25 protein-coding genes and 1 riboswitch are annotated in these 26,407 nt (G+C 69.8%); of the genes, 17 read left to right on the forward strand and 8 right to left on the reverse strand.

From position 1 onward, the window contains the following. Positions 1–196: 196 nt before the first annotated feature. The 10 genes from ACFYWI_RS21645 to ACFYWI_RS21690 all read left to right on the forward strand — a co-directional run bounded on the left by ACFYWI_RS21645 (position 197) and on the right by ACFYWI_RS21690 (position 10,290). Positions 197–805, forward strand: coding sequence for a CDP-alcohol phosphatidyltransferase family protein (locus ACFYWI_RS21645; RefSeq protein WP_389234859.1), 609 nt, complete (start codon positions 197–199; stop codon positions 803–805). Between the two features lie 112 nt (positions 806–917). After that, the gene (locus tag ACFYWI_RS21650) at positions 918–3,413 is read left to right on the forward strand and encodes a sugar phosphate nucleotidyltransferase (protein WP_389234862.1); all 2,496 of its coding nucleotides are present in this window, start codon (positions 918–920) and stop codon (positions 3,411–3,413) included. Positions 3,414–3,511: 98 nt separating this feature from the next. Further along, positions 3,512–4,441 carry a DUF881 domain-containing protein gene (locus ACFYWI_RS21655; RefSeq protein ID WP_389234865.1) on the forward strand — a complete coding sequence of 310 codons (930 nt, stop codon included), beginning with the start codon at positions 3,512–3,514 and terminating at the stop codon, positions 4,439–4,441. Next, entirely contained in the window at positions 4,438–4,770 is a 333-nt protein-coding gene (locus ACFYWI_RS21660; RefSeq protein ID WP_031069011.1) for a small basic family protein, read from the forward strand. The genes ACFYWI_RS21655 and ACFYWI_RS21660 overlap by 4 nt, the downstream gene beginning before the upstream one ends. Before the next feature lie 5 nt (positions 4,771–4,775). Then, on the forward strand, positions 4,776–5,642 hold the full coding sequence (locus tag ACFYWI_RS21665; protein ID WP_389234869.1) for a DUF881 domain-containing protein: 867 nt from the start codon (positions 4,776–4,778) through the stop codon (positions 5,640–5,642). 82 nt (positions 5,643–5,724) lie between these two features. Continuing rightward, positions 5,725–6,675: an FHA domain-containing protein gene (locus tag ACFYWI_RS21670; protein ID WP_389235562.1), complete on the forward strand. Its 951-nt coding sequence runs from the start codon at positions 5,725–5,727 to the stop codon at positions 6,673–6,675. Between the two features lie 17 nt (positions 6,676–6,692). After that, on the forward strand, positions 6,693–7,436 hold the full coding sequence (locus ACFYWI_RS21675) for a MerR family transcriptional regulator (RefSeq protein WP_389234872.1): 744 nt from the start codon (positions 6,693–6,695) through the stop codon (positions 7,434–7,436). 53 nt (positions 7,437–7,489) lie between these two features. After that, positions 7,490–7,963, forward strand: coding sequence for a bifunctional nuclease family protein (locus tag ACFYWI_RS21680; RefSeq protein ID WP_026281837.1), 474 nt, complete (start codon positions 7,490–7,492; stop codon positions 7,961–7,963). A gap of 167 nt (positions 7,964–8,130) precedes the next feature. Continuing rightward, on the forward strand, positions 8,131–8,736 hold the full coding sequence (locus ACFYWI_RS21685) for a MerR family transcriptional regulator (protein WP_389234875.1): 606 nt from the start codon (positions 8,131–8,133) through the stop codon (positions 8,734–8,736). Between the two features lie 36 nt (positions 8,737–8,772). Continuing rightward, positions 8,773–10,290 (forward strand): DNA polymerase IV, encoded by a 1,518-nt coding sequence (locus ACFYWI_RS21690; RefSeq protein ID WP_389234878.1) that lies wholly within the window; start codon positions 8,773–8,775, stop codon positions 10,288–10,290. Here the strand turns inward: ACFYWI_RS21690 and ACFYWI_RS21695 are convergent. Continuing rightward, on the reverse strand, positions 10,200–10,583 hold the full coding sequence (locus ACFYWI_RS21695; RefSeq protein ID WP_389234881.1) for a PRC-barrel domain-containing protein: 384 nt from the start codon (positions 10,581–10,583) through the stop codon (positions 10,200–10,202). The genes ACFYWI_RS21690 and ACFYWI_RS21695 overlap by 91 nt on opposite strands. 113 nt (positions 10,584–10,696) lie before the next feature. Further along, positions 10,697–10,793, forward strand: a riboswitch (glycine riboswitch). A 178-nt stretch (positions 10,794–10,971) separates the two neighbouring features. Between ACFYWI_RS21695 and gcvP the strand changes: the two genes are divergently transcribed. Further along, complete coding sequence (gene gcvP, locus ACFYWI_RS21700; protein WP_389234884.1) at positions 10,972–13,857, forward strand: aminomethyl-transferring glycine dehydrogenase; 2,886 nt, start codon at positions 10,972–10,974, stop codon at positions 13,855–13,857. An 86-nt stretch (positions 13,858–13,943) separates the two neighbouring features. Here the strand turns inward: gcvP and ACFYWI_RS21705 are convergent, their stop codons facing one another. Beyond that, on the reverse strand, positions 13,944–14,141 hold the full coding sequence (locus tag ACFYWI_RS21705; RefSeq protein WP_389234887.1) for a DUF5999 family protein: 198 nt from the start codon (positions 14,139–14,141) through the stop codon (positions 13,944–13,946). A 297-nt stretch (positions 14,142–14,438) separates the two neighbouring features. Then, the gene (locus tag ACFYWI_RS21710; protein ID WP_389234890.1) at positions 14,439–15,026 is read right to left on the reverse strand and encodes a hypothetical protein; all 588 of its coding nucleotides are present in this window, start codon (positions 15,024–15,026) and stop codon (positions 14,439–14,441) included. Between the two features lie 479 nt (positions 15,027–15,505). Between ACFYWI_RS21710 and ACFYWI_RS21715 the strand changes: the two genes are divergently transcribed. Next, the gene (locus ACFYWI_RS21715) at positions 15,506–17,017 is read left to right on the forward strand and encodes a glutamate-cysteine ligase family protein (RefSeq protein ID WP_389234893.1); all 1,512 of its coding nucleotides are present in this window, start codon (positions 15,506–15,508) and stop codon (positions 17,015–17,017) included. A 43-nt stretch (positions 17,018–17,060) separates the two neighbouring features. Here the strand turns inward: ACFYWI_RS21715 and ACFYWI_RS21720 are convergent, their stop codons facing one another. Then, positions 17,061–17,336 carry a hypothetical protein gene (locus ACFYWI_RS21720; protein WP_389234896.1) on the reverse strand — a complete coding sequence of 92 codons (276 nt, stop codon included), beginning with the start codon at positions 17,334–17,336 and terminating at the stop codon, positions 17,061–17,063. Positions 17,337–17,755: 419 nt separating this feature from the next. Between ACFYWI_RS21720 and ACFYWI_RS21725 the strand changes: the two genes are divergently transcribed. Continuing rightward, positions 17,756–18,511, forward strand: a complete 756-nt coding sequence (locus tag ACFYWI_RS21725) for a CPBP family intramembrane glutamic endopeptidase (RefSeq protein WP_389234899.1) — start codon at positions 17,756–17,758, stop codon at positions 18,509–18,511. 97 nt (positions 18,512–18,608) lie between these two features. On the opposite strand, the gene ACFYWI_RS21730 is transcribed toward ACFYWI_RS21725, so the two are convergent. Further along, on the reverse strand, positions 18,609–19,430 hold the full coding sequence (locus tag ACFYWI_RS21730) for a PhzF family phenazine biosynthesis protein (RefSeq protein ID WP_389234903.1): 822 nt from the start codon (positions 19,428–19,430) through the stop codon (positions 18,609–18,611). A 137-nt stretch (positions 19,431–19,567) separates the two neighbouring features. On the opposite strand from ACFYWI_RS21730, the gene ACFYWI_RS21735 reads away from it, so the two are divergent. Further along, the gene (locus ACFYWI_RS21735) at positions 19,568–20,170 is read left to right on the forward strand and encodes a PadR family transcriptional regulator (RefSeq protein ID WP_389234906.1); all 603 of its coding nucleotides are present in this window, start codon (positions 19,568–19,570) and stop codon (positions 20,168–20,170) included. Between the two features lie 53 nt (positions 20,171–20,223). Here ACFYWI_RS21735 and ACFYWI_RS21740 read toward each other — a convergent pair whose 3' ends face one another. Then, positions 20,224–20,652, reverse strand: a complete 429-nt coding sequence (locus ACFYWI_RS21740; RefSeq protein ID WP_389234909.1) for an SRPBCC family protein — start codon at positions 20,650–20,652, stop codon at positions 20,224–20,226. Positions 20,653–20,967: 315 nt separating this feature from the next. Here ACFYWI_RS21740 and ACFYWI_RS21745 point away from each other — a divergent pair, with 315 nt between their 5' ends. Both ACFYWI_RS21745 and ACFYWI_RS21750 read left to right on the forward strand, forming a co-directional pair. Continuing rightward, positions 20,968–21,984 (forward strand): DMT family transporter, encoded by a 1,017-nt coding sequence (locus ACFYWI_RS21745; RefSeq protein ID WP_389234912.1) that lies wholly within the window; start codon positions 20,968–20,970, stop codon positions 21,982–21,984. Between the two features lie 195 nt (positions 21,985–22,179). Continuing rightward, a complete protein-coding gene (locus ACFYWI_RS21750; protein ID WP_389234915.1) occupies positions 22,180–23,130 on the forward strand; it encodes a DMT family transporter in 951 nt (316 codons plus the stop codon). A gap of 186 nt (positions 23,131–23,316) precedes the next feature. On the opposite strand, the gene ACFYWI_RS21755 is transcribed toward ACFYWI_RS21750, so the two are convergent. Beyond that, a complete protein-coding gene (locus tag ACFYWI_RS21755; protein ID WP_389234918.1) occupies positions 23,317–23,997 on the reverse strand; it encodes a pyridoxamine 5'-phosphate oxidase family protein in 681 nt (226 codons plus the stop codon). A 23-nt stretch (positions 23,998–24,020) separates the two neighbouring features. Here ACFYWI_RS21755 and ACFYWI_RS21760 point away from each other — a divergent pair, with 23 nt between their 5' ends. Then, entirely contained in the window at positions 24,021–25,352 is a 1,332-nt protein-coding gene (locus ACFYWI_RS21760) for an aminotransferase class I/II-fold pyridoxal phosphate-dependent enzyme (RefSeq protein ID WP_389234921.1), read from the forward strand. Here ACFYWI_RS21760 and ACFYWI_RS21765 read toward each other — a convergent pair. Then, complete coding sequence (locus ACFYWI_RS21765; RefSeq protein WP_389234924.1) at positions 25,343–26,353, reverse strand: DMT family transporter; 1,011 nt, start codon at positions 26,351–26,353, stop codon at positions 25,343–25,345. The genes ACFYWI_RS21760 and ACFYWI_RS21765 overlap by 10 nt on opposite strands. Between the last annotated feature and the right edge of the window lie 54 nt (positions 26,354–26,407).

A 26,407-nucleotide genomic window follows, 5' to 3' on the forward strand; every position in this document is an offset into this window, starting at 1 on the left:
AGCGCCGATGGTACTGCAGGGGGGACCCTGTGGGAGAGTAGGACGCCGCCGAACAATCATTGTGGGAAAGCCCCGCACCATCTGGTGCGGGGCTTCCCTGCGTTCAGGAGGGCTCGGATACCCCTGTGTATGGGCCGGCGACGGCTGACGGTAAGGTCATGAGGCATCGTTGGCACGTTCCACAGGAGGCCCCCGGGTGGAGGTCCAGGAGACCCACGTTCAGACGGACCGGGTGCTCACCATCCCCAACATCCTCAGCATGGCCCGCCTCCTCGGCGTGCCTCTCTTCCTGTGGCTGATTCTTCGACCCGAGTTCGGCGGGCCCAAGAGCGATGGCTGGGCGCTGCTGGTGCTGATGCTGAGCGGCGTCACCGACTACCTCGACGGCAAGCTGGCCCGGCGCTGGAACCAGGTCAGCAGCCTGGGACGCATCCTCGACCCGGCCGCCGACCGTTTGTACATCCTCTCGACTCTGGTGGGACTGACCTGGCGGGAGATTCTGCCGCTCTGGCTGACGATGGCCCTATTGGCACGCGAGCTGATGCTGCTCGTGATGGTGGGAATCCTCCGCCGGCACGGCTATCCGCCGCCCCAGGTGAACTTCCTGGGCAAGGCCGCCACGTTCAACCTCATGTACGCCTTCCCCTTGCTGCTCCTGAGTGACGGGCCGGGGTGGCTTGCGTCACTCGCCGCAATTTTCGGATGGGCGTTCGCCGGATGGGGTACAACTCTGTATTGGTGGGCAGGGATCCTCTACGTGGTCCAGGTTCGCCGACTCGTCAAGGCGGACGCAGTGGCCGATTGACCTCGTCGCCGCGGTACCGAGCAGTGTCGCCGGCCGCGTATGACGCCAGAGCGCTCATTTGGGCGGGTGAAGTCGGCTAGACCGTCGTCTCTTCAAGGAGGACGCTTCCGACATGAAGGCCGTCGTGATGGCCGGTGGCGAAGGAACCAGACTTCGCCCCATGACTTCGAGCATGCCCAAGCCGCTCCTGCCGGTCGTCAATCGACCGATCATGGAGCATGTGCTGCGGCTGCTCAAGCGGCACGGGCTCAATGAGACCGTCGTGACCGTACAGTTTCTCGCCTCGCTGGTAAAGAACTACTTCGGTGACGGCGAGGAGCTCGGTATGGAGCTCACATATGCCAATGAGGAGAAGCCACTCGGCACCGCTGGGAGTGTGAAGAATGCCGAGGAGGCGCTGAAGGACGACGCGTTCCTCGTCATTTCCGGAGACGCTCTCACCGACTTCGACCTCACCGACCTGATCGCCTTCCACAAGGAGAAGGGCGCACTGGTCACCGTCTGTCTGACACGTGTGCCGAATCCTCTTGAATTCGGCATCACTATCGTCGACGAAGAAGGGAAGGTCGAGCGCTTCCTGGAGAAGCCCACCTGGGGACAGGTCTTCTCGGACACCGTCAATACGGGCATCTATGTCATGGAGCCCGAGGTCTTCGACTACGTCGAGGCCGATGTTCCCGTCGACTGGTCCGGAGACGTCTTCCCGCAGCTGATGAAGGAAGGCAAGCCGATCTACGGCTATGTCGCCGAGGGCTACTGGGAGGACGTGGGCACCCACGAGAGCTATGTGAAGGCGCAGGCCGACGTTCTCGAGGGCAAGGTCCAGGTGGAGCTGGACGGGTTCGAGATCTCCCCGGGAGTCTGGGTCGCCGAGGGTGCCGAAGTGCACCCCGACGCGGTGCTGCGGGGCCCGCTCTACATCGGCGACTACGCCAAGGTCGAGGCCGGTGCGGAAATCCGCGAGCACACCGTCATCGGCTCCAACGTGGTCGTCAAGAGCGGAGCCTTCCTTCACAGGGCCGTGGTCCACGACAACGTCTACATCGGCCAGCACAGCAACCTCCGCGGCTGCGTCATCGGCAAGAACACGGACATCATGCGTGCCGCGCGCATCGAGGACGGCGCCGTCATCGGTGACGAGTGCCTGGTCGGCGAAGAATCGATCATTCAGGGCAATGTGCGGGTCTATCCGTTCAAGACCATCGAGGCCGGCGCGTTCGTCAACACCTCGGTGATCTGGGAGTCCCGAGGGCAGGCCCATCTCTTCGGCGCCCGCGGTGTCTCGGGAATCCTCAATGTGGAGATCACCCCGGAGGTCGTGGTGCGCCTTGCCGGCGCGTACGCCACCACGCTCAAGAAGGGCGCCACCGTCACCACCGCGCGTGACCACTCGCGCGGTGCGCGGGCGTTGAAGCGAGCTGTGATCTCGGCGCTCCAGGCCAGCGCCATCGACGTACGGGACCTGGAGAACGTACCCCTGCCCGTCGCCCGGCAGCAGACCGCGCGCGGCAGCGCGGGCGGCATCATGATCCGTACGTCGCCGGGTGTGCCCGACTCCGTCGACATCATGTTCTTCGACGAGCGCGGTGCGGACCTCTCCCAGGGTGGGCAGCGGAAGCTGGACCGGGTGTATGCCCGCCAGGAGTACCGCAGGGCCTTCCCGGGCGAGATCGGTGATCTGCACTTCCCGTCCAGCGTCTTCGACTCGTACACCGGGTCCCTGCTGCGCAATGTCGACACGTCCGGGATCACCGATTCGGGCCTGAAGGTTGTCATCGACGCGTCGAACGGCAGTGCGGGGCTCGTCCTGCCCAGTCTCCTCGGACGCCTCGGTGTCGACGCGCTGACGATCAATCCGGGCCTGGACGAGTCACGGCCGACGGAGACCGTGGACACGCGCCGGTCGGGGCTGGTGAGGCTCGGAGAGATCGTCGCCTCCGCGCGGGCCGCGTTCGGCGTCCGCTTCGACCCCGTGGGTGAGCGGTTCTCCCTGGTGGATGAGCGAGGGCGGATCGTCGAGGACGACCGGGCGCTGCTGGTGCTGCTGGACCTGATTGCCGCCGAGCGGCGCAGCGGGCGGGTTGCCCTGCCGGTCACGACCACCAGGATCGCCGAGCAGGTGGCGGCCTACCACGGCACCCAGGTCGAGTGGACGACCACCTCGCCCGACGACCTCACCAGGGTCTGCCGGGAAGAGACCACGATCTTCGGGGGTGACGGCCGCGGCGGCTTCATCATCCCGGAGTTCAGCAGCGTCTTCGACGGATCGGCGGCGTTCGTGCGGCTCGTCGGTCTTGTGGCGCGTACGCAGCTCACGCTCAGCCAGATCGATGCCCGCATCCCGCGGGCGCATGTGCTGCGGCGTGACCTCGCGACGCCGTGGGCCGTGAAGGGCCTGGTGATGAGGCGAGTCGTCGAGGCGGCCGGCGACCGGGACGTGGACACGACCGACGGGGTCCGCGTGGTGGAGCCCGACGGCCGGTGGGTGATGGTCCTCCCGGACCCGGCCGAAGCCGTCACTCATCTGTGGGCAGAAGGGCCCGACGACGCTTCGGCGCAGGCCTTGCTCGACGAGTGGTCCGCCGTCGTGGACAGCGCAGGTCACTGAGGTGTGAACCGGTGTGCCAGGGGTCGTTCGCGGACGGCTTCCGGCACACCGGTGGGGCCATTCGGCGGTAGTGGCCGCGACGTGCGACGATGTGCGGCATGTCGCAGCAGCCCCCCGTTCGGAGCACCGGTTCCCCGCCCCCGCGCCCCGATGCGTCCATGTCGCTGCTGACGAACGTCATGGAGCACAGCCTCGACGACGGATACGCGGAGGCGACGGCACGCCGGGAGGCCGAGGGCGGGGGACTGCCGCGCACGCTGCGCGCCAAGCTCGGCCTGGCCGCGGGGCTGGTGCTCGCGGCCGTGATCGTCACCGTCGGCGCCGCGCAGGCGCAGATATCGGCACCGGTGCTGGCCAAGGAGCGCGAGGAGCTCATCGACCGTGTCGAGGCGCAGACCGATGCCGTCGACGAACTCGGGCGCAGCGTCGACGGGCTGCGCGGCGACGTCGAGGAGCGGCAGCGCAAGGCCCTCAAGGCGCAGGGCGGGGACCGGAGCGATCTTGTCGCGTTGCTGGCCGGGGCGACGGAGGTCACGGGGCCGGGGGTGAAGCTCGTCATCGACGACGCCAAGGAATCCGACCAGGGCGGCGGCGAGCCGCGGGAGAGCACAGGCTTCTCCGACACGGGACGGGTGCGGGACCGCGATATGCAGCGGGTCGTCAACGGCCTGTGGGAATCGGGTGCCGAAGCGGTCGCGATCAACGGGCAGCGGCTGACGGCCCTGTCGGCGATCCGCGCGGCGGGCGACGCCATACTGGTGGACAACAGGCCGCTGGTGCCGCCGTACACCGTGCTGGCTGTGGGGGACGGGAAGAAGCTGAGCACCGCGTTCCAGGACAGCGCCGACGGGCAGTACCTGCACGCTCTGCAGGAGAACTTCGGGATCCGTTCCAGCATCTCCGATGAGGAAACGGTGCGTCTGCCCGCGGCCCCGAGCTTGATCGTACGTACAGCAGAGCCGAAGACCGCCGACGCCGGCAAGAGCGACGGGCCGGAGACGGCAGACACAGGGAAGGGCACATCGTGATCGCCGTACTGGGCCTCGTCGTGGGAGTCGTGGTCGGACTGTTCGTCCGGCCCGAAGTGCCGGCGGTGGTCGAGCCCTATCTCCCGATCGCGGTCGTGGCCGCCCTCGACGCCGTGTTCGGCGGTCTGCGCGCCATGCTCGACGGGATCTTCGTCGACAAGGTCTTCGTCGTCTCCTTCCTGTCGAACGTCGTGGTCGCCGCGCTGATCGTGTTCCTGGGCGACAAGCTGGGTGTCGGCGCCCAGCTGTCCACCGGAGTCGTCGTCGTGCTCGGTATCCGGATCTTCTCCAACGCCGCCGCGATCCGTCGGCACGTCTTCAGGGCGTGAACCGGATGAACAGCGAGGAGAACCCGAAGGGCGAGGAGCCGGTGGTGCCGCAGCCGCAGCCGCAGCCGCAGCCGCAGCCTCCCGCCGCCCCGCAGTCCGACACGCGAGATGCCGATGAGCCGCCGACGGCCCCGGTGGTTGCCGCCGAGCCGCAGACCGGCCGTCAGCGGCTGCTTGCGGTTCTGTGGCCGCCCCGGGTGACGCGGGCCCAACTCATTGTCGCTGTACTGCTGTTCGTGCTCGGCCTCGGACTCGCCATCCAGGTCCGCTCGAACAGCGACAACAGCGCACTGCGCGGCGCACGCCAGGAGGACCTGGTGCGTATCCTCGACGAGCTCGACAACCGCACCCAGCGGCTCGAGGACGAGAAGCAGCGACTGGAGGACCAGCGCACCGAGTTGGAGAACAGCTCGGACCAGGCGGAAGAGGCACGCAGGCAGACGCTGCAGAAGGAGCAGCAGCTGGGGATCCTGGCCGGAACGGTCGCCGCCGAGGGCCCCGGCATCACACTGACCATCCTCGATCCGAACGGCATCGTGGAGCCGGACATGCTGCTGGATGCGATCCAGGAGCTGCGCGCTGCCGGCGCCGAGGCGATTTCGGTCAACGACGTGAGGGTGGTGGCCGACTCGTACTTCTCCGGGACGGCGGGCGACATCCAGGTGGACGGCAAGCGGATCACCGCGCCGTACCGCTTCAAGGTCATCGGCAAACCGCAGGACCTGGAGCCCGCCCTGAACATCCCGGGCGGTGTGGTGCAGACACTGGAGAAGGAGCAGGCCACAGCCACTGTGGCCCGTTCGGACAAGATCGTTGTCGATGCCTTGCGACCGGCGGAGCGGCCTGACTACGCTCGGTCGTCGTCGCAGTGAGACGGGGGAACATGAGGTCTGCCGGACCAGGGCAGTGGCATGCAGGGGGTCGACGCCTCAGAAGTGTGGCGCGTGGTGGAAACTGTCTGGCGGATACGGACGTTGTGAGGGTGTCCGGGTCGGCAGGTGTGTTCGTCAAGGATTCGTCCTGCCCCACGGGCGGGTCTATTTCGGTCAAGGGGAATCGCCCGTGAAGTTGTTTGGGAAGTTGTTCGGCAAGAGCGCACGCGAGGACGGCGGCAACGCCAGGCATCGCGCGCCGCGCGACGGCCAGAGTGAGGAGCGGGGCGCCGAGCGGCCGCTCTTCCGGGATGAGGTCGCTGGTCCAGGCGGTGACATTTCGGGTGGGCAGGGCGCGTCGTCTGTTGACCCTGCCGGTCCTGGCCGCATAGGTTTCGGGGAACCATCAACCTCAAGTACGGGTGGAGGGTTTACCTCCGACCCGTATGCCACCAACCCCCGCGCGGGACAGCCGGGGCAGGAGGATCCGTCCATGGCGGGCTTGCCGGTTTGTACGAGGTGCGGGCACCGGAACACCGAGGCCGGCCGATTCTGCTCCAACTGCGGTGCGCCGCTGCGTGGCGGAGCGCCGGCGGAGCGTCCCTCGGAGACGACCTCGACCATCTCCATCTCCGGTATCGAGGCGTATGACGCCGAGGTGACGGGTCAGACCGCGGTTCCTTCGCTCTCACCCGAGGCCCAGGCAGCCGTCGACGCCCTGCCGCTCGGCTCGGCTCTCCTCGTGGTGCGCCGCGGTCCGAACTCGGGCAGCCGCTTCCTGCTGGACGGCGAGCTGACCACGGCCGGCCGTCACCCGCAGAGCGACATCTTCCTCGACGATGTGACGGTCTCGCGGCGGCACGTGGAGTTCCGCCGGAGTCCGGACGGCCTTTTCAGCGTCGCCGATGTCGGCAGCCTGAACGGCACGTACGTCAACCGTGAGCGGATCGACTCGGTGGTCCTGGCCAACGGCGACGAGGTTCAGATCGGCAAGTACCGGCTGGTCTTCTACGCGAGCCAGCGGGGCGTGTGACCCCTCAGGGAAGGTCCATGCTGCGAACACCGACGGGAGGTGCCGGTCACGGCACCGTCACCGGGGGCGACAGGCTGATGAGCATCGGCACGGTGCTCGCGCAGCTGCGCGACGAGTTTCCCGAGGTCACGATCTCCAAGATCCGTTTTCTTGAGGCCGAGGGACTCGTCGAGCCGCGGCGGACGCCGTCGGGGTACCGCAAGTTCACCTCGCGGGACGTCGAGCGGCTGGCTCTCGTACTGCGGATGCAGCGCGACCACTACCTGCCGCTCAAGGTGATCAGGGAGCAGATCGACGCTCTCGAGCGCGGCGAGCCGCTCCAGCTGCCCGTGCAGGGACCGCAGCGGGAGCTGTTCGACGGCACCTGGGAGCCGGAGGGCGAGCGTCCCACCGCTGCCCGGGTCGGGCGCGCGGAGCTGCTGGCCGCCGCCGACGTCCCCGAGGAGCAACTGGCCGAGTGGGAGTCGTACGGCCTCCTGGCGCCGGATGAGGAGGGCGGATACGACTCCGAGGCGGTCACGGTCGCCCGGTTGGTCGCGGATCTGGGCAGATTCGGTCTCGAACCGCGTCATCTGCGCGCCATGAAGGCATCCGCGGAGCGGGACGCGGGTCTCGTCGAGCAGGTCGTGGCACCCCTTCGGCGGCATCGGAATCCGCAGACCAGAGCGCATGCCGAAGCGACCGTCAAGGAGCTCGCGGCACTGTCCGTACGGCTGCACGCCGCATTGGTGCAGACCGCGCTCGGGGTCCGGCTGCACTGATCATGGGGGAGCCCGACTACCCAAACCGGTCGGGCACGTCCTAGGGTTGCTGTGTGAACGAGCTCGACGTTGTGGGTGTCCGGGTCGAAATGCCCTCGAACCAACCGATCGTGCTCCTGCGTGAAGTGGGAGGCGATCGGTACCTCCCCATCTGGATCGGTCCCGGGGAGGCGACCGCGATCGCCTTCGCCCAGCAGGGCATGGCCCCCGCCAGGCCGCTGACCCACGACCTGTTCAAGGACGTGCTGGAGGCAGTCGGGCAAGAACTCACCGAGGTCCGCATCACGGACCTGCGTGAAGGCGTGTTCTATGCAGAGCTCGTCTTCGCCAGCGGCGTGGAGGTGAGTGCCCGGCCGTCCGATGCCATAGCGCTCGCACTGCGCACCGGTACGCCGATCTATGGCAGTGACGGCGTGCTGGACGACGCCGGCATCGCGATCCCGGACGAGCAGGAGGACGAGGTGGAGAAGTTCCGCGAGTTCCTCGATCAGATCTCGCCCGAGGACTTCGGGTCCAGCAGTCAGTGACGGTGCGGCCTTCCGGCCTCGGCGCATTCGCGGAGCCTTTCCCCGGATCGGGGCACGAGAAACCACTCTCAGGGTGATTATCACTCGGCGTGCCGAGTGTGGCGATCGTTGACGCACCCCTGGCGACTGCCTACCGTCGAGGAGGCAGGTCAAGGACGGAGGTCGGCGTGAGAAGCAGCGGCGACAGTACGGCTGGGGGCGGCACCGGACACGTTCCGGTGGAAGGCGGGCCGTATCCGCTGCACAGCAGCGCGGCCGACCCCTCCGAGGGTACCGAGGACACCATCGGGTACCGAGGACCCACCGCGTGCGCCGCGGCGGGCATCACCTATCGGCAGCTCGACTACTGGGCGCGTACGGGCCTGGTCGAGCCGAGCGTGCGGCCTGCGTACGGATCGGGCACCCAGCGGCTCTACAGCTTCCGTGACGTGGTGGTCCTCAAGATCGTGAAGCGATTCCTGGACACCGGTGTCGCTCTGCAGAACATCCGCACCGCTGTGCAGCATCTGCAGGCCCGCGGATTCCGGGACCTGGAACGCATGACGCTGATGAGCGACGGCGCCACCGTGTACGAGTGCTCGTCGCCCGACGAGGTGGTCGATCTCCTCCAGGGCGGCCAGGGCGTCTTCGGGATCGCCGTGGGCGTCGTCTGGAGGGATGTCGAGGCCGCTCTCTCGCAGCTGCACGGGGAGCGCGTCGACACCGGTGAGACGCTGATCGGGAACAACCCCACGGACGAGCTGGCCAGACGCAGGCGCGACCGCGCGGTCTGAACGCCGTTGTCAGTGGCGTAGGGCAGCATCGATGGTGTGAGAACCGCGCCGACGATTCTGCATCTGGACATGGATGCCTTCTTCGCTGCCGCCGAACAGGCGGCGAAGCCTTCGCTGCGCGGCAAGCCGGTGGTGGTCGGCGGGCTCGGGCCACGCGGCGTCGTCGCCACCGCTTCATACGAAGCCCGGCGCTTCGGCGTGCACTCTGCGATGCCGATGGCGCAGGCCAGACGGCTTGCGCCGAATGCGGCGTATCTGATGCCCCGCTTCTCTCTCTACCGCGCGGTGAGCGAGCAGGTGATGGAGCTGCTGGGCCGGCTCTCGCCGCTGGTGGAGCCGCTGAGCCTGGACGAGGCCTTCGTCGATCTGGAGGCGGGCGGCGCGGCGGACGACGCCGCATCGGCACGGGCGAGCGGCGAGCGGCTGCGGGAGGACATCCGAGTGGTCACCGGGCTCACCGGCTCGGTCGGTCTCGCCGGTTCCAAGATGCTGGCGAAGATCGCCTCCGAGCAGGCCAAACCCGACGGGCTTGTGCTGATAGCACCCGGCACGGAGCGTGAGCTGCTCGGCCCGCTGCCCGTGCGCACCCTGCCCGGCGTGGGGCCGACGACGGGGGAGCACCTGCGGCGGGCCGGTATGACGACGGTGGCAGACCTCGCGGAGGCGGGGGAGGACGAGCTCGTGCGGCTGCTGGGGAGGTCGCACGGGACCGCGCTGTTCCGGATGGCGCTCGGGTACGACGACCGGCCGGTGGTGGCCGAGCGTGATGCGAAGTCGGTGTCCGTGGAGGACACCTTCGACGTGGATCTGCATGAGAGGACGCGGATCCGGCTGGAGGTGGAGCGGCTCGCGGAGCGGTGTGTGCGGCGGCTGCGGGCTTCCGGCCACTCGGGGCGGACGATCGTGCTGAAGGTGCGGCGGTACGACTTCTCGACGCTCACGCGTTCGGAGACGCTGCGCGGCCCCACGGACGATGCCGGGGTGGTGCGGGAGACGGCGGGACGGCTGCTGGAGGCCGTGGACACCACCGGGGGAGTGCGGCTGCTGGGGGTCGGTGTCACGGGGCTCACGGACTACACCCAGGAAGATCTGTTCGCCCAGGCCGCCGCAGAGGAGCACGCCGGAGCAGCGGGGGCCGAGGCGGGCAGCGACGGGCATCAGGAGGCGTCGGTGGCGGGCCTGGGCGAGGCGCAGGGGCACGACGGGGACCATGCCGCCGGCATACCCGGAACCGGGCCCGGGCTCCCCGCCGAGCGGCGCTGGCCGGCCGGCCACGATGTGCGGCACGCGGTGTACGGGGCGGGCTGGGTGCAGGGCAGCGGCGTCGGCAGGGTCACCGTCCGTTTCGAGGAGCCCGGATCGCGGCCGGGGCGGGTGCGCACGTTCCGGATCGACGACCCCGAGCTGGAGCCCTCGGATCCGCTGCCGCTGGTGGCACCGCCCGCGCCCGGGAGTGAGGCGCCTCAGTCCTCCTGGCCACGGACACGGCCGAAGGTCCGGTCACCCGAGGAGGGAGCAGGCGTCTCGGGCGGCCCGGAGATGTCGAGTCCGTAGTGGTGGTAGAGCTGCAGCTCCTGCTCGGGCGATAGATGGCGGCCGACCCCGAAGTCGGGGGCGTCCTTGATCAGTGCGCGCTCGTAGGGCACGCGGAGGGCGTTGTCGACGACCTTGCTGGGCTCCAGAGGGACGAAGGCATCGCGGCCGAACAGGCCCGTGCGGACGGCCGCCCATTCGGGAATTCCGGTGGCATCGTCCAGGTACACCTCGTCAACGGTGCCGATCTTGGTGCCGTTGCTGTCGAACGCCTTGCGGCCGATCAGGCTGCGCGGATCGATGTCGGTCTGCACGGTCCCTCCAACAGGTCGCAACTGCTCTGTAAGCACTACAGAAGTGCACATTACGGGTGTCGGCCACTTGAGCGATCGGCGAGGGGGCGCGCTGGTACGCTGACATCGGCTGTTGACCCTGTGCGGGAGAGTCCCCGGTGAAAGTGCCGGCGGCGCCGAAGGAGCAAATCCTCCCCGGAATCTCTCAGGCCCCTGTACCGCACGGACGAGGTCACTCTGGAAAGCAGGGCGGGCGTCGGACGGCATCCGCTCTCACCGACGGTGAAAGCCGGGCCGCCTCAGGGCGTTCCGGTGAAGCTCTCAGGTTGAGATGACAGAGGGGGAGGCCGTCCGGGCATCCGCGCCGCGATGCCCCTCGTAGGTCGTGCAAGACCAGGAGGCCTCCCACATGACCGCCAACCGGATTCCGCTTACCCAGCTGGAGCGGGGCATTCCCTTCGAGCAGCGTCACATCGGGCCCGACGCCGAGGCGCAGGCGAAGATGCTCGCGCAGGTCGGCTACGGCTCGCTCGACGAGCTGACCGCCGCCGCCGTGCCGGATGTGATCAAGAGCACCGAGGCACTCGACCTCCCCGACGCTCGCACCGAGGCCGAGGTGCTCGCCGAGCTGCGCGCGCTCGCCGACCGCAACAAGGTGCTCGCTCCGATGATCGGGCTCGGCTACTACGGCACCTTCACTCCGCCGGTCATCCTGCGCAACGTCATGGAGAACCCGGCCTGGTACACGGCCTACACGCCCTATCAGCCGGAGATCTCACAGGGCCGCCTCGAGGCGCTGCTGAACTTCCAGACCGTGGTGGCCGACCTGACCGGTCTGCCCACCTCCGGCGCCTCGCTGCTCGACGAGGCCACCGCGGCCGCCGAGGCCATGTCTCTGGCCCGTCGGGTCGGCAAGGTCAAGGACGGCGTCTTCCTGGTCGACGCCGACGCCCTGCCGCAGACCATCGCCGTGATCGAGACCCGTGCCGAGCCGACCGGCGTCGAGGTCGTCGTCGCCGACCTCAGTCAGGGCATCCCCGCCGAGATCGCCGGGCGCGGTGTCTTCGGCGTTCTGCTCCAGTACCCGGGCGCCTCCGGTGCCGTACGGGACCTGAGGCCGGTCGTCGAGCAGGCACACGAGCTCGGTGCGATCGTCACGGTCGCCGCCGACCTGCTGGCGCTGACCCTGCTCACCTCGCCCGGCGAGCTCGGTGCGGACATCGCGGTCGGCACGACTCAGCGCTTCGGCGTCCCGATGGGCTTCGGCGGCCCGCACGCCGGCTACATGGCCGTCCGCGACAAGTTCGCGCGCAGCCTGCCCGGCCGCCTTGTCGGCGTCTCCGTGGACGCGGACGGCAACAAGGCCTATCGCCTCGCCCTGCAGACCCGCGAGCAGCACATCCGCCGCGAGAAGGCCACCAGCAACATCTGCACCGCCCAGGTGCTGCTCGCCGTGATGGCGGGCATGTACGCCGTGTACCACGGCCCCGACGGCCTGCGGACGATCGCGCGGCGGACCCACCGCTACGCGACCCTCCTCGCCGAAGGTCTGCGGGCCGGCGGCGTGGAGGTCGTGCACGGGTCGTACTTCGACACGCTGACCGTCCGGGTGCCGGGCAAGGCCGCGGACGTCGTGGCCGCCGCCCGCGAGGACGGGGTCAACCTGCACCTCGTCGACGCCGACCAGGTCTCCATCGCGTGCGACGAGACCACCGGCCGTACGCAGCTGGCCGCCGTCTGGGCGGCCTTCGGGGTGCGCGGTGACATCGACGCGCTCGACGCCTCCAATGCCGAGGCGCTGCCTGCCACGGTGCTGCGCAGCGACGACTACCTCGCCCACGCGGTCTTCCACCAGCACCGCTCCGAGACCGCGATGCTGCGCTACCTGCGCCGCCTCGCCGACCGTGACTATGCGCTGGACCGGGGCATGATCCCGCTCGGCTCCTGCACGATGAAGCTGAACGCGACCACCGAGATGGAGCCGGTGACCTGGCCGGAGTTCGGCCAGATCCACCCCTTCGCTCCCGTGGAGCAGGCACAGGGCTATCTCACCCTGATCCGCGAGCTGGAGGAGCGTCTCTCCGAGGTCACGGGCTACGACAAGGTGTCCATCCAGCCCAACGCCGGATCGCAGGGCGAGCTCGCCGGCCTGCTGGCCGTACGCGCCTACCACCGTGCCAACGGTGATGAGCAGCGCACCGTCTGTCTCATCCCGTCGTCCGCGCACGGCACCAACGCCGCCAGCGCCGTGATGGCAGGAATGAGGGTCGTGGTGGTCAGGACCGCCGACGACGGGGAGGTCGACGTCGAGGACCTGCGTGCCAAGATCGAGCAGTACCGCGACGAACTGTCGGTCCTGATGATCACCTACCCGTCCACGCACGGCGTGTTCGAGGAGCATGTCGCCGACATCTGCGCGCAGGTGCACGAGGCCGGCGGCCAGGTGTATGTCGACGGTGCCAACCTCAATGCGCTGGTCGGTCTCGCCAAGCCGGGCAAGTTCGGCGGCGACGTCTCCCACCTCAACCTGCACAAGACCTTCTGCATCCCGCACGGCGGCGGCGGTCCGGGCGTGGGACCGGTGGGCGTGCGCGCCCACCTCGCCCCGTACCTGCCCAACCACCCCCTTCAGCCCAGCGCGGGCCCCGAGACGGGCGTCGGCCCCATCTCGGCCGCCCCGTGGGGCTCCGCCGGCATCCTGCCGATCTCCTGGGCGTACGTACGCCTCATGGGTGGCGAGGGCCTCAAGCGCGCGACCCAGGTCGCGGTGCTGGCGGCCAACTACATCGCCAAGCGCCTTGAGCCGCACTACCCGGTGCTCTACACCGGGCCGGCCGGTCTGGTCGCGCACGAGTGCATCGTCGACCTGCGTCCGCTGTCCAAGGCGACCGGGGTCAGCGTCGACGACATCGCCAAGCGGCTCATCGACTACGGTTTCCACGCCCCGACGATGTCGTTCCCGGTGGCCGGCACGCTGATGATCGAGCCCACCGAGAGCGAGGACCTGACCGAGCTCGACCGCTTCTGCGACACGATGATCGCGATCCGTGGCGAGATCGAGAAGGTGGCGTCCGGCGAGTGGCCCGCCGACGACAACCCGCTGCGCAACGCGCCGCACACGGCGTCCGCGCTCGGCGGTGACTGGCAGCACGCCTACAGCCGCGACGAGGCGGTCTTCCCGGCCGGCGTGAGCACTGCGGACAAGTACTGGCCGCCGGTGCGACGGATCGACGGCGCGTTCGGTGACCGCAACCTCGTCTGCTCCTGCCCGCCGCTGGACGAGTACGACAACTGACGCGCCGGCGCGCGTACGAGCGCGCACATGTGTCGGGGCCGGTGCGGGGGAAACCTCCGGGCCGGCCCCTCGTCGTACCGGCCGTCCTAGGCGGCGGTCATGGCCTGCCGCGGCCGGTGCGGCGCGATGATCTGTCCGTCCGGCAGCAGCTCACCTGTGTCCTCGAAGAGCAGAACCCCGTTGCACAGCAGGCTCCATCCCTGTTCCGGGTGGTGCGCCATCAGGCGGGCCGCCTCCCGGTCGGCTGAGTCGGATGTCGGGCAGGCTGGCTGGTGCTGGCACATGGGTGGGTTCTTTCGCTGCGATGTGGTGAGTGTCCTGCGGCTTGATGAGGTGTTCATGGCCGCCCCCCGTATCTGTCGGTCCGATCCCAGTGTTGCCCCACGGGCGTCGATCCGCAGGGATTTCACGGCAGCAGTTCTTACTGGTTGATGACGTATCACCCGCGCGGACGGTTCAGTTCAACAGGCTGTCCTTTCGGGTGGTTCTGAGTGACCCGGACGGGCTAGTCCGGGCGGGCAGGCGTGCGCCCCGCGTCCGGGGGTGGACGCGGGGCGCGAAGTAGGCTGCTCAGCGGGCCGTCAGGCCGGCGTGCCGAGTAATGGGGCGGGGCTCAGACGCAGCGTCATCACCGGCAGCAGGTCGGCGACGAGGTGGGGCAGATGTGCGGCGATGCCCGGCGGTGCCGGCGCCAGTGGCACCAGCACGTCCGTCGGCCGGGGCGTGCCGGCCGATGCGTCACTTTCCGTGTCGCTATGGAGCCAGAGCGTGAGCATATAGAGCTCCGGGATGGACAGCAGGCGCGGCTGGAAGTCGGGGGCGAGTGACTCGGCCTGGCCCAGGGCTCGTTCCGTCGAGTTCAGATAGGGCCCCTCGAAGAAGTGCGAGAAGGTCCAGCCGTCCGGCGTCAGCACGGTATCCGCGGCCGCCACGGCGCGATCGCCACTGCGGATGAGGAAGCGCCAGCCGGTGAGGCGGGTGTACGGTGCGCGGCCGCTCGGGACGATCTGGTCCAGTACATGGACCGGGAGCGGAAGTTCGGGGCACAGAGTTCCCTGGACGGACCTCAGGGCCGGGGTACGGGCCTCGCTGACGGCTGTGGGGGAATGGAGAGCCGCGAGGACGCTGCGCAGGGCGGGCGCGGGGGCAGGGGGGACATGCAGCGGCATGGTGGGTCGCCTCTCGCTCAAGAGACACGGTGATGCGGGGCAGGTGCGGACGGCACTGTCGCGTGCGGGGCCAGAGGAAGGCCGGAAGGCCACCGGGCACCACTCTCTGCCTCGTTCGCGGAGTTTATACGACGCGTGTTCAGGCAGTGTTTCCGCTAGTCGACTCCCGTATTTCCGTGAAGGTCGCTATCGGACTTTCTTTCGCCGGAATTTCAGTAAATTTCACGGGGCGCAGAGCTGCGGCCTGCGGCTTCGTCGATTGCGCGGTAGGCCGAAACCGATCGTGTTATCGCCGGGTGCGCGGTGGCGGAAAGTGACGCCTGCATCATGCCGAGGGAATGTGCCGAGTGAGCGACGAGTCCAGACTATCGGTCGCGAGCCGCTCCCGGGGGCGTTATGGATCAGAGAGTCTGGGCATTATCGTCCGTGACATGAGCGGCCGAGGCTGCGTGGCTGCCCACTCGAGGAGGGACGCTTCGATGGGGGAGAAGGTCGTGGCAGGCGGATTCGACCTGTCCGATCGGCAAAGGTACCGGCGGAAGTTGCAGCAGTGCCTGGCGGGACTGGGGCGACTCCTGGAAGAGAAGAGGTTCGACCGGCCCAGGAATCTGATGGGGCTCGAGATAGAGCTGAATCTCGCCGGTGCCGACGGCATGCCCCGGATGAGGAATGCCGAGGTGCTGGAGCGCATCGCGAGTCAGGATTTCCAGACCGAGCTCGGGATGTTCAATCTGGAAGTGAACGTTGTGCCGCACCGGCTGGACGGGCGGGTACTGGATCAGCTCGCCGAGGAGCTGCGCACCGGTCTTGGATATGCGCACCGCAAGGCGCAGGAGGCGGGTGCCGGGATAGTGATGATCGGAATTCTCCCGACTCTGCGCCAGCACGATCTGGTCAGCGCGAATCTCTCCGAGGTCGACCGCTACATGCTGCTCAACGACCAGATCGTCGCCGCCAGGGGCGAGGACTTCAGCCTCGACATCTCCGGCGTGGAGCGCCTCAACTGCACCTCGGCCTCCATCGCCCCGGAAGCAGCCTGCACCTCGGTGCAGCTGCATCTCCAGGTGACGCCCGGACGCTTCGCCGACGTATGGAACGCTGCGCAGGCGGTGGCCGCGGTACAGGTCGCGGTCGGCGCCAACTCGCCCTTCCTGTTCGGCAGGGAGCTGTGGCGCGAGTCCCGTCCGCCGCTGTTCCAGCAGTCCATCGACACCCGCCCGCCCGAACTCCAGGCGCAGGGCGTGCGTCCGCGCACCTGGTTCGGTGAGCGCTGGATCGACTCGGCGTACGACCTCTTCGAGGAGAATCTGCGCTACTTCCCCGCCCTGCTGCCGATCTGCGACGAGGAGGAGCCGCTGCGGGCGCTCGACGACGGCCGCGTACCCGCATTGCAGGAGCTCGTCCTGCACAACGGCACCGTCTACCGCTGGAACCGACCGGTGTACGGGGTCGTCGACGGTGTCGCCCACCTGCGGGTGGAGAACCGGGTGCTGCCCGCCGGCCCCACGGTGACGGACGTCATCGCCAATGCCGCCTTCTACTACGGGCTGGTCCGTGCCCTCGCCGAGGAGTCACGCCCGGTGTGGACCCGCCTGCCCTTCGCCGCCGCGGCCGAGAACTTCGACATCGCGTGCCGTCATGGCATCGACGCCGAACTCAGCTGGCCACGCCCCGGCCGGGGCGGCGGCCTCACCACAGTGCCGGCCGTCAAACTCGTGCGGGAGGAGCTGTTGCCGCTGGCCGCTGCCGGGCTCGACGCATGGCACATCGAGCCGGCCGACCGCGATCTGTATCTGGGGGTGATCGAGGAGCGGTGCCGGCGGCGGGTGAACGGGGCGTCGTGGCAGGCGGAGACATACCACCGCGCACGGGAGGCCGGGTTGGAGCGGGACGCGGCGCTCGAGGCCACCACGCGGCGCTACTGCGAGCTCAGCCACGAAGGGGAACCGGTGCACACCTGGCCGGTGGGCTTCCCCGGATCCCAGTCCTGACCTGCGGGCCCCGTCCGACCGTTGGTCGGGATCGCCTTGAGGATCACGCCCTGGATCTCCCCGGGATCGCTGCCCGGCGGCCGGTGCCTCCCGTCACCTCGGCGATCCGACCGAGCTCCTGCAGGTCGGTGTCCGGTCCGACGGCGACGGCGATCACCGGCAGCGGGTGTCCGGGATCACCGGGCGCCTTCGGCTCGGAGATCGGCGCACCGCGGGGGATGCCGAACCGGTCCCGGTCGGATCCGTCGGCGAGGACGCTTCGGCGGCCCGTCGATGGCGTCCGCGTGTCCGCGAAGGCCGCCTGCTCCGCCAGGAACACGGCCTGGCTGCGCGTCGGATGGCCCCCGCCTTCGCCCGAGTCCTCGGGCCAGGGTGCGCGACGCCCGGGGCAGGCCGTCTGCGCGGCGGCCCCCCGTCCCCGCTGCGCGGCGGCACGAGCAGCGCGGTGACGGCGGCCGTACGGCGGTGGGCGGCCGGGACCTGCCTCCGTCCGCCATGTCGTCGTCGGGCAAGCTGTGATGTCCCATGCGGTGGCGACCCTCCTTGAGCGAAGTGCAAGGGACAAGAGGGACCCGCGTCGTCGCATGAGGTGTGTCCCCCGGCTTGTCGCGCACGATCTTCGTACCTGTATTCGAGACCCTGGCGGGGCGAGGATGAGGACGAGGCGGGATTACTCAACTGGAGGCAGGTGTGCAGGCGCAGGCGGGTGGCGTGGCTGGTTCTCTCCCCCAGGAGGGCATGTCACGAAGGACCCTGCGGTCCGAGACCGTACTTGTTCTCGCGCTCTCGCTGGGCGCGAGCGCGATGTCATCGCTGATCAGCTTTGTCGGATCGCTCACGAAACCAGGTGGTCTGAAGGAGCAGGCCGCGACGCTGAACGGGTCGTACGCACCGGGGCGTCCATGGCTCGACCTGGCCTGGCAGCTGTTCGGGATCACGACGGCCCTGGTGCCGGTCGCGCTGGTAGCGCATCTGCTGATCAGGGAGCGCGCCGGCGGGATGCGGGCGATCGGCTTCGACCGGACCAGGCCCTGGCAGGACCTGGGGCGGGGCGCACTGGTCGCCGCGGCCATCGGCAGTGCGGGACTCGCGTTCTATCTGGTGGCCCGGGCGGCCGGGGCCAATCTCACCGTGGTGCCCGAATCGCTGCCCGAGGTGTGGTGGAAGTACCCGGTGCTGATCCTCTCGGCGATCCAGAACTCCGTGGTGGAGGAAGTGATCGTCGTCGGGTATCTGCTGCGCCGGCTGGACCAGCTGGGGTGGACACCGATGGCCGCTCTGGCGGCCAGTGCGGCGCTGCGGGGCTCGTACCACCTCTACCAGGGCATCGGTGGTTTCGTCGGCAACATGGTGATGGGCGTCGTCTTCGTGCTGCTGTACCGGCGGTGGGGGCGGGTCGGGCCGCTGGTCGCGGCCCATGCGCTGCTCGACATCGTCGCGTTCGTCGGTTACGGGCTGCTGGCCGGGAAGGTCGGGTGGCTGCCCACGCCGTGAGAGCGGCGGGGTGTATCGGCGCAGGCTGCGTGGCATCGGGTGAGGGGCGTACGGCACAGGCCGTACGCCCCTCACCCGATATCGGTGCATCGCCGGGTCAGGGCGCGGTGAGCAGCTCGCCGTCGATCACCGTCACGGCCCGGCCGGTGAGCAGCGTGCGCTCGCCGCGCAGTGTGGTGCGGACCAGTCCGGAGCGGGCCGAGGCCTGCAGTCCGGTCAGCTCGTCGTGTCCGAGCCGGGCGGACCAGAACGGCGCGAGTGCCGTGTGCGCGCTGCCGGTGACCGGGTCCTCGTCGATGCCGACCCGTGGGAAGAAGCCGCGCGAGACGAAGTCGTAGCCGGCCGAGGGGTCATCGGCGGCGGCCGTGGCGATGATGCCGCGCTCGGACAGCTCCACGAGGGCGGCGAAGTCGGGGTCGAGGCCCCGTACGGCCGACTCGTCGGGCAGTTCGGCCAGCAGATCGCCGATGTGCGGGCCTGTGTCGTGCGCCGTGACCACCTCGGCGCCCAGTGCCTCGGCCAGGCCGTCCGGGATCTCGACGGGCGTGAGCGGCGAGGTCGGGAAGTCCAGGGTGAGTGTGCCGTCCTCGTCGGCGGCGGCGGTCAGGATGCCGCAGCGCGCCGCGAAGCGGACCGTGCCGCTCGCCGTACCGGTGGTGTGCAGGACATGGGCTGTGGCGAGCGTGGCGTGGCCGCACATGTCGACCTCCGTGGCCGGGGTGAACCAGCGCAGCGCCCAGTCCGCCTCGCCGCCGGCGGGCAGCGGGTGGGCGAACGCGGTTTCCGAGAGGTTCACCTCGGTTGCGACGTGTTGGAGCCAGGAGTCGTCCGGGAAGCCGTCGGAGTCCAGCAGCAGGACTCCGGCGGGGTTGCCGGCGAAGGGGCGGTCGGTGAAGGCGTCGACGATTCGAATCCGCATGCAGCGACGGTAGAGGCGCCCAAAGCCGCAGGCCAAGGCCAATTTGGGGCCGATGGACCGATCGCCCATTGCCAGGCGACACATTCCGATATATCGTTGACGCATCGCGACAGATCAACGATGGAAGGAGCGTAGCGATGCGTTCACATGGACACGAACACGGTCAGGGGCAAGGGCACTGCGGGCCCGGCCATCAAGGTCGTGGCGAGTACGAGGGCCGGCGCGCGGCATTCGGGCCGTGGGGACCGCCGTTCGGCGGGCCTTTCGGCGGCGGACGCGGTCGCGGCGGTGGCCGGGGCAGGGCGCGGCGCGGCGATGTGCGCGCCTCGATCCTGGCTCTGCTGAAGGACCGGCCGATGCACGGCTACGAGATGATCCAGGAGATCGGTGAGCGCAGCGGCGGGGCGTGGAAGCCCAGCCCGGGCTCGGTCTATCCGACGCTCCAGCTGCTCGAGGACGAGGGGCTGATCGTCAGTGAGAGCGAGGGCGGCAAGAAGCTTTTCACGCTCACCGATGCCGGGCGTACCGAGGCCGAATCGGGGCCGGAAGCCCCGTGGGAAGAGGCCGGGCGCGGCGTCGACTGGGACACCGTCAACGAGATCCGGCAGGCCGGATTCGGTTTGATGGAGGCGTTCGGGCAGGTCTGGAAGACCGGCAGTGCCGAGCAGCGGCAGAAGGCCGTCGCGGTCATCAACGAGGCCCGCAAGAAGCTGTATCTGATCCTCGCCGACGAGCACTGAGCCGATACGCCCCGAGGGCCCCGCGCGTCCGCGCGGGGCCCTCGGGGTGTGAGTCAGGTGACCAGGCCGCCCAGCTTGCGCAGCGACTCGTTGAGTGCGGCGGTCGCCGAGTCCTTGAGTTTGCCGGCCATCAGAGAGACCGCGGCGCCGGTGAACTCCCCGTCGATACGGACCGTGGTGGCGTCCCCGTCCGGAATGAGTACGTACCGGGTGCCCACGATGACGGACATGGGGCCCTTGCCCCTGATGGCGAACACCCGCTCCGACTCCAGCTCCTCGATGGTCCAGGTCACTTCGGCGGGGAAGCCCATCAGTTTCATGTTCTCCGTGAAGGTGGCGCCCACCGCGAGTGTGTCCGGACCGCCTTGGGGAAAGCTGGTGTGGGTCGCGTTCCAGCGGCCGTACGAGGTGAAGTCCGTCAGCTGCGCCCAGACCTTTCCGGCCGGGGCCTCGATGCGTGCCTCCGCGCTGACTTCGGCCATGCGACCACCCCTTCAGGTCGGGTTACCGTGTCGCGGAACGTAGCCGCAGGCGTGCGAATATTCAATACTGATGAACTGTCAGACTGCGGGGGAAGGCGATGTCAGGACGGTGCGCCCGGGCGCGGTCTCGCGGCGATGTGCGCGTCCAGGGCACCGATGTCCTCGCCTGTGTCCCATGGACCCCCGGCGCCGGGCCGCCGAGGTGCCACGGCGGGCCGGGATCGACACAGGGCTGCCGGCAGGGCGAATCCCCGACGCATCCCGACATGCGTCACCGGGGTGACGGTCCTGACTCGCCCCTGCCATGATGTGCGCATGCGTGCGTCTCAGGGAAGGAGCGCCGGCCTGGGACTCGCCCTGGGTTCGGCGTTCGCGTTCGGTGGATCAGGTGTGGCGGCCAAGCCGCTGATCGAAGCGGGGCTCGACCCGCTGCATGTGGTGTGGCTGCGGGTGGCCGGCTCCGCGCTCATCATGCTGCCGGTGGCCTGGCGCCACCGTGATCTGCTCATCCGCAAGCCGGCGCTGCTGGCCGGGTTCGGCCTGCTGGCCGTGGCGGGAGTACAGGCCTGCTACTTCGCGGCGATCTCCCGGATTCCCGTCGGCGTCGCCCTGCTCATCGAATACCTCGGCCCCGCACTGCTGCTCGGCTGGATCCGCTTCGTCCAGCGCAGGCCCGTCACCCGGGCCGCGGCGGTCGGTGTCGTCCTCGCCGTCGCCGGTCTCGCCTGTGTCGTCGAGGTGTGGTCGGGGCTCGGCTTCGACGCTCTCGGACTGCTGCTGGCGCTGGGGGCCGCGTGCTGCCAGGTCAGCTACTTCGTCCTCGCGGACCACGGCGCCGGTGACGAGGACGCGGCCGACCCGCTGGGGGTCATCGCCTACGGACTGGTCATCGGCGCGGTGGTGCTCACGGTCGTGGCGCGGCCGTGGACGATGGACTGGACGCTGCTGGGCGGCAGCGCGGACATGAGCGGTACGGCAGTGCCCGCGGCGCTGCTGCTCGGCTGGGTCGTACTCATCGCGACCGTGCTCGCGTACGTCACCGGAGTCCTCTCGGTGCGTAAGCTCTCGCCGCAGATCGCGGGAGTGGTGGCCTGCCTCGAGGCGGTCGTGGCGACCGTGCTGGCGTGGGTGCTGCTGAGCGAACATCTGTCGGCCCCGCAGATCGCAGGCGGTGCGCTCGTGCTGGCCGGCGCGTTCATCGCGCAGTCGCAGGCACCCAAGGCGCCGTCCGGGCCCGTCGCGTCGGGCGGGCCTCGGAGCACGCACGAGAGCGCTGGTGGCGAGGGCGCGCCCGCGGGACGCGAGTTGTCGGCCCAGAACCCCACGACGTAGGGTGGCGATCATGCATTCGACCGTACTTCCGCCGCCTGCCGCTTAGCGCGGGCGGTGCTTCTGTGACGAAGACCGGGCTCGGGTTGTCCCCGAGCGGTTCGTCGCTGCCCGCGTGACGGAGCCGAGCGACCAACCCTTCTGTTCTTCACACGGAGAAGTCACGTGTCGAATCCATCATCAACTCCTGCTGCCGGCATGCCTGTCGAGATGCCCGTCGCGCGGAGTCTCATTTATCTGATCCTGGCCGGGGCCGCCTGGGGGACCGCGGGCGCGGCCGCCTCGCTCGTCTTCGCGGTGAGCGACCTCGGACCTCTCGCCCTGTCGTTCTGGCGCTGCGTGGGCGGGCTGGTACTGCTGCTCGGTGTGCTGGCGGTACGCGGCCGGCGCCGTGACGTCGCAGCCGATGCGGAACCACGGCGCAGGCGGCTGGTGCGCATCGTCGGTACGGGCGTGGGGCTCACCGTCTTCCAGAGCGCGTACTTCTCCGCCGTGGAGGCGACCGGACTCGCGGTCGGCACCGTCGTCACCCTCGGCGCGGGTCCCGTACTCATCGCCCTCGGCGCGCGTCTGACCATGGGGGAGGGGCTCGGGCGCGGCGGAGTTCTCGCCGTCGCGGGGGCGCTCGCCGGCCTCGCCGTGCTGGTGCTGGGCGGCGACGGGGGCGCGGTGCGGCCCGCCGGCGTGCTGCTGGCGCTGCTGTCGGCGGCCGGGTACGCCGCGATCACGCTGCTGACACGCCGGCTGGGGCGCGAAGGGGGCGGCGGCGACTCGCTGTCCACGACGGCGTGGGCGTTCGCGATCGGGTGCGCCGGGCTGCTGCCCATGGCCGCCGGGGAAGGGCTGCTGCCGCACACGGCGGACCTGGCGCGGGTGGTCTGGCTCCTGGTGTACGTGGCCGCGGTGCCGACGGCGCTGGCCTACGTCCTGTACTTCGCGGGAGCGGCTGTGGTCCGTGCGGCGACGGTCTCCGTGATCATGCTCCTGGAGCCGGTGAGCGCGGCGCTGATCGCGGTGACGGTGCTCGACGAGCGACTGACGGCGGCGACCGTGGCGGGAACGCTGCTGTTGCTGACGGCGGTGACGGGGCTCGCGGTGGCGGAGGCGCGGGGGGCGGCTGTGCGGCGCAGGGCCGTCGCCCCGGCGTAGGGCCGCGCCTGCGGTGGACGATCCGGGACCGGGGTACGCCCCCGGTCCCGGATGTCCCGGGTGAGGGCGCGCGGACCGGACAGGGCGCTGACCCTCGCCCGGTGGCCGCCGTTGAGGGCCGACCGTTCGTCGGGACCGGTGAACCCGTCGTGCCGTTCGGCGACGGTACGGCGGAGGGAACGCTGGTCAGGGTCGGCCGGTCAGATACGAGGGGACGGGTGTCGCGTCCGACAGGTCCGCGGCCGGGATCGCGGCGCCGTACTCGGTCGCGACCGGGATGACGCCCGCCCAGTACGGCAGCGTCAGGTCCGTGAGCTCGTCGTTCGGGCCGCCGGTGCGGGTCTTGGCGGAGACCTCTCTCAGGTCGAGGCGGGCCACCGCCGTGGCTGCAAGTTCCTTCGCGTTCGCCGGGCGGGAGTCCGTGGAGCGGCCCGGGACGGCGTGGTCGACGAGGGCGTCCAGGGCCGTGCGCTTCTCCGCCGGGTCCGTGACCTGGTGGGCCGTGCCGTGGACCACCACCGAGCGGTAGTTGAGCGAGTGGTGGAAAGCGGAGCGTGCGAGGACCAAGCCGTCGACATGGGTCACCGTCAGGCAGACGGGCAGTCCCGGGTCCGCCTCGCCCGTCATGCGCAGGGGGCGCGAGCCAGTGGAGCCGTGGACGTACAGGGTCTCGCCCACGCGGGCGAAAAGTGTCGGCAGCACGACGGGCGCGCCGTCCCGTACGAAGCCGAGGTGGCACACATAGGCCTGGTCGAGTATCGAGTGCACCAGCTCGCGGTCGTACGACGCGCGCTCCCTGGCGCGGGTGGGCTCCGTGCGGGCGGTCGGTTCATAGGCTTCGGGGAGGTCCGGCATTGCGCTCTCCATTGCACTAGTGCATAATATTGTTTGTGCTAGGAGAGTATCGGATCGTCGGGCGACGTGCATCGGAGATTGCCGCGAGCATCGAACACGCCGTCGGCTCAGGAGACCTCGAACCGGGCCAACTGCTCCCGCCCATGCGGGAGCTGGCCACCGAGCTGGGTGTCAACCCCAACACCGTCGCGGCCGCCTACCGCACCCTGCGCGAGCGCGGAGTCATCGAGACCGCGGGCCGCAGGGGCAGCCGTGTCCGTCCCCGCCCGGCCAGTACCGCACGGGGTGCCATCAGGGTCGAGGCGCCGCCCGGCGTGCGGGATCTCGGCGAGGGCAACCCCGACCCGTCCCTCCTGCCGCCGCTGCACGAGGCGCTGGCCGCCGCGGCCCGGCACCATGCCGAGCAGCCCGGTCTGTACGGACAGTCGCCCCTGGACGCCGATTTCGCGCGGCTCGCCCGGGAGGCGATGGATGCCGACGGTGTCCCCGCCGGGCCTCTCGCCGCGACCTCCGGCTCCCTCGACGCCATCGAACGTGTGCTGACCGCGCATCTCAAGCCCGGTGACGCCGTCGCCGTCGAGGACCCGGGGTGGGGCAGTCTGCTGGACCTGGTGTCGGCCCTGGGTCTGAGGCCCTTGCCCGTGGCCCTCGACGACGAGGGCCCGCTCCCGGATGCCGTGGAGCGGGCACTGGCGGCAGGAGCCCGGGCGATCGTGGTCACGGACCGGGCGCAGAACCCGACCGGCGCGGCCGTGAGCCGCGAGCGCGCCCATCACCTGCGATCCGTCCTTGGGCGGTTCCCGCACGCCGTTCTCATCGAGGACGACCACGGCCACGCCATCGTCGAGCAGCCGCTGCACCCGCTCGCCGGGGTGAGTGACCACTGGGCGTTCGTACGCTCCACCGCCAAGGCGTACGGCCCGGATCTGCGCGTCGCCGTGCTCACCGGCGACGCCGTGACCGTGGACCGGGTGCTCGGGCGGCAGAGCCTCGGTCCCGGCTGGGTCAGCAGGCTGCTGCAGTGTGCGGTCGCCGAGCTGTGGAGGTCGGACGCGGTCGATCCGCTCGCGGTCGCCCGCGCCTACGGAGCCCGGCGCGACGCGCTCGTCGAGGCGCTCGCGCGGCGGGGCGTCGAGGCCCATGGGCGCAGCGGGATGAATGTGTGGGTGCCCGTCCCCGACGAGACCGGCGCGGTGGCGCGTCTGCTGAACGCCGGGTGGGCGGTGGCACCCGGGGCGCGGTTCCGGATGTCCGCGCCCCCGGGTGTACGGCTCACCGTCTCGGGCCTGGCGCCGTCCGACATCGAGCCGCTCGCCGAAGCAGTGGCCTCGGCGAGCGGCCCGCTGCCGGTGCGCAGCTACGGCTGATCCGCCGCGGAGGGCGTCGCGGGCCGCCTGGGCCGGCTCTGGGTGAGCGCGGCGCCCGCCAGGACGATCAGGGCGCCGACCGGAGTGTTCCAGCCGAGCTGCTCGTCGAGCAGGGCGACACCGGCCGCCGTGGCGATGACGGGGATGAAGTACGTGACCATCTGCGCGGTCGTGGGCCCCACTTCGACAACCAGCCCGTACTGGATCAGCAGGGCGAAGCCCGTTCCGAGCGTACCGAGCGCGAGCACCGCGAGCAGCGGAGCGAGGGGGAAGGAACTCGGGAAGGTGGTGAACAGAGGCGTCACAACAGCGAGTTGGATCGTGGCGAGACCCAGCTGCGCGCCGGTCAGTGACAGGTTCGAGTAGCTGGACCCGGCCAGTGTGCGGCGGACGTAGATCCAGCCGACCGGGTAGCACAGCGAGGCGAGCAGCGCCATCATCGTGCCGCCGACGTCCAGTCCGGAGAAGCCCTGCCAGGCTCCCAGGACGGTGAGGACGCCGAGGAAGCCGATGCCGAGCCCGGCGACCCGCCGCCGGGTGGGCCGGTCCTCCGAGAGCGCCACCAGGGAAAGGACCATGCCCCACAGCGGTGAGGTGGCGTTGCAGATACCGGCGAGGGTCGACGGGATCGTCAGCTCCGAGTAGGCGAAGAGAGAGAACGGCAAGGCGTTGAGCAGGAGCGCCGCGACCGTCAGATGGGCCCAGGTGCGCATCCCGCGCGGCAGCCGGTCCCTGCGCACCGCGATGGCGACGGCCAGCACCGCGGTGCCGAACAAGAGCCGCCCGAAGGTGACTTGAAAGGGTGCGAACGCCCCCGTCCCCACTTTGATGAACAGGAAACTGAATCCCCACACCGTGGAGAGGGCCGCGAACCGGATGCGCCAGTCGACGACGCGTCGGCGTGGGGGAGGGCCGACCGGGGAGGAGGTGGCCGACGCGGCGTCGGCGCGGGTGGTGCGGAGGTGGCCGGACCCGGCCCGGGAAGGGGTTGCGGTGGTCATGACGTCCACGATCCAGGCATCAACCTCGTAGCACAAGCGAGAAATAATTGAGCT

This window comes from Streptomyces sp. NPDC002889 (assembly GCF_042888425.1).
In the GTDB taxonomy this organism is placed as follows: domain Bacteria; phylum Actinomycetota; class Actinomycetes; order Streptomycetales; family Streptomycetaceae; genus Streptomyces.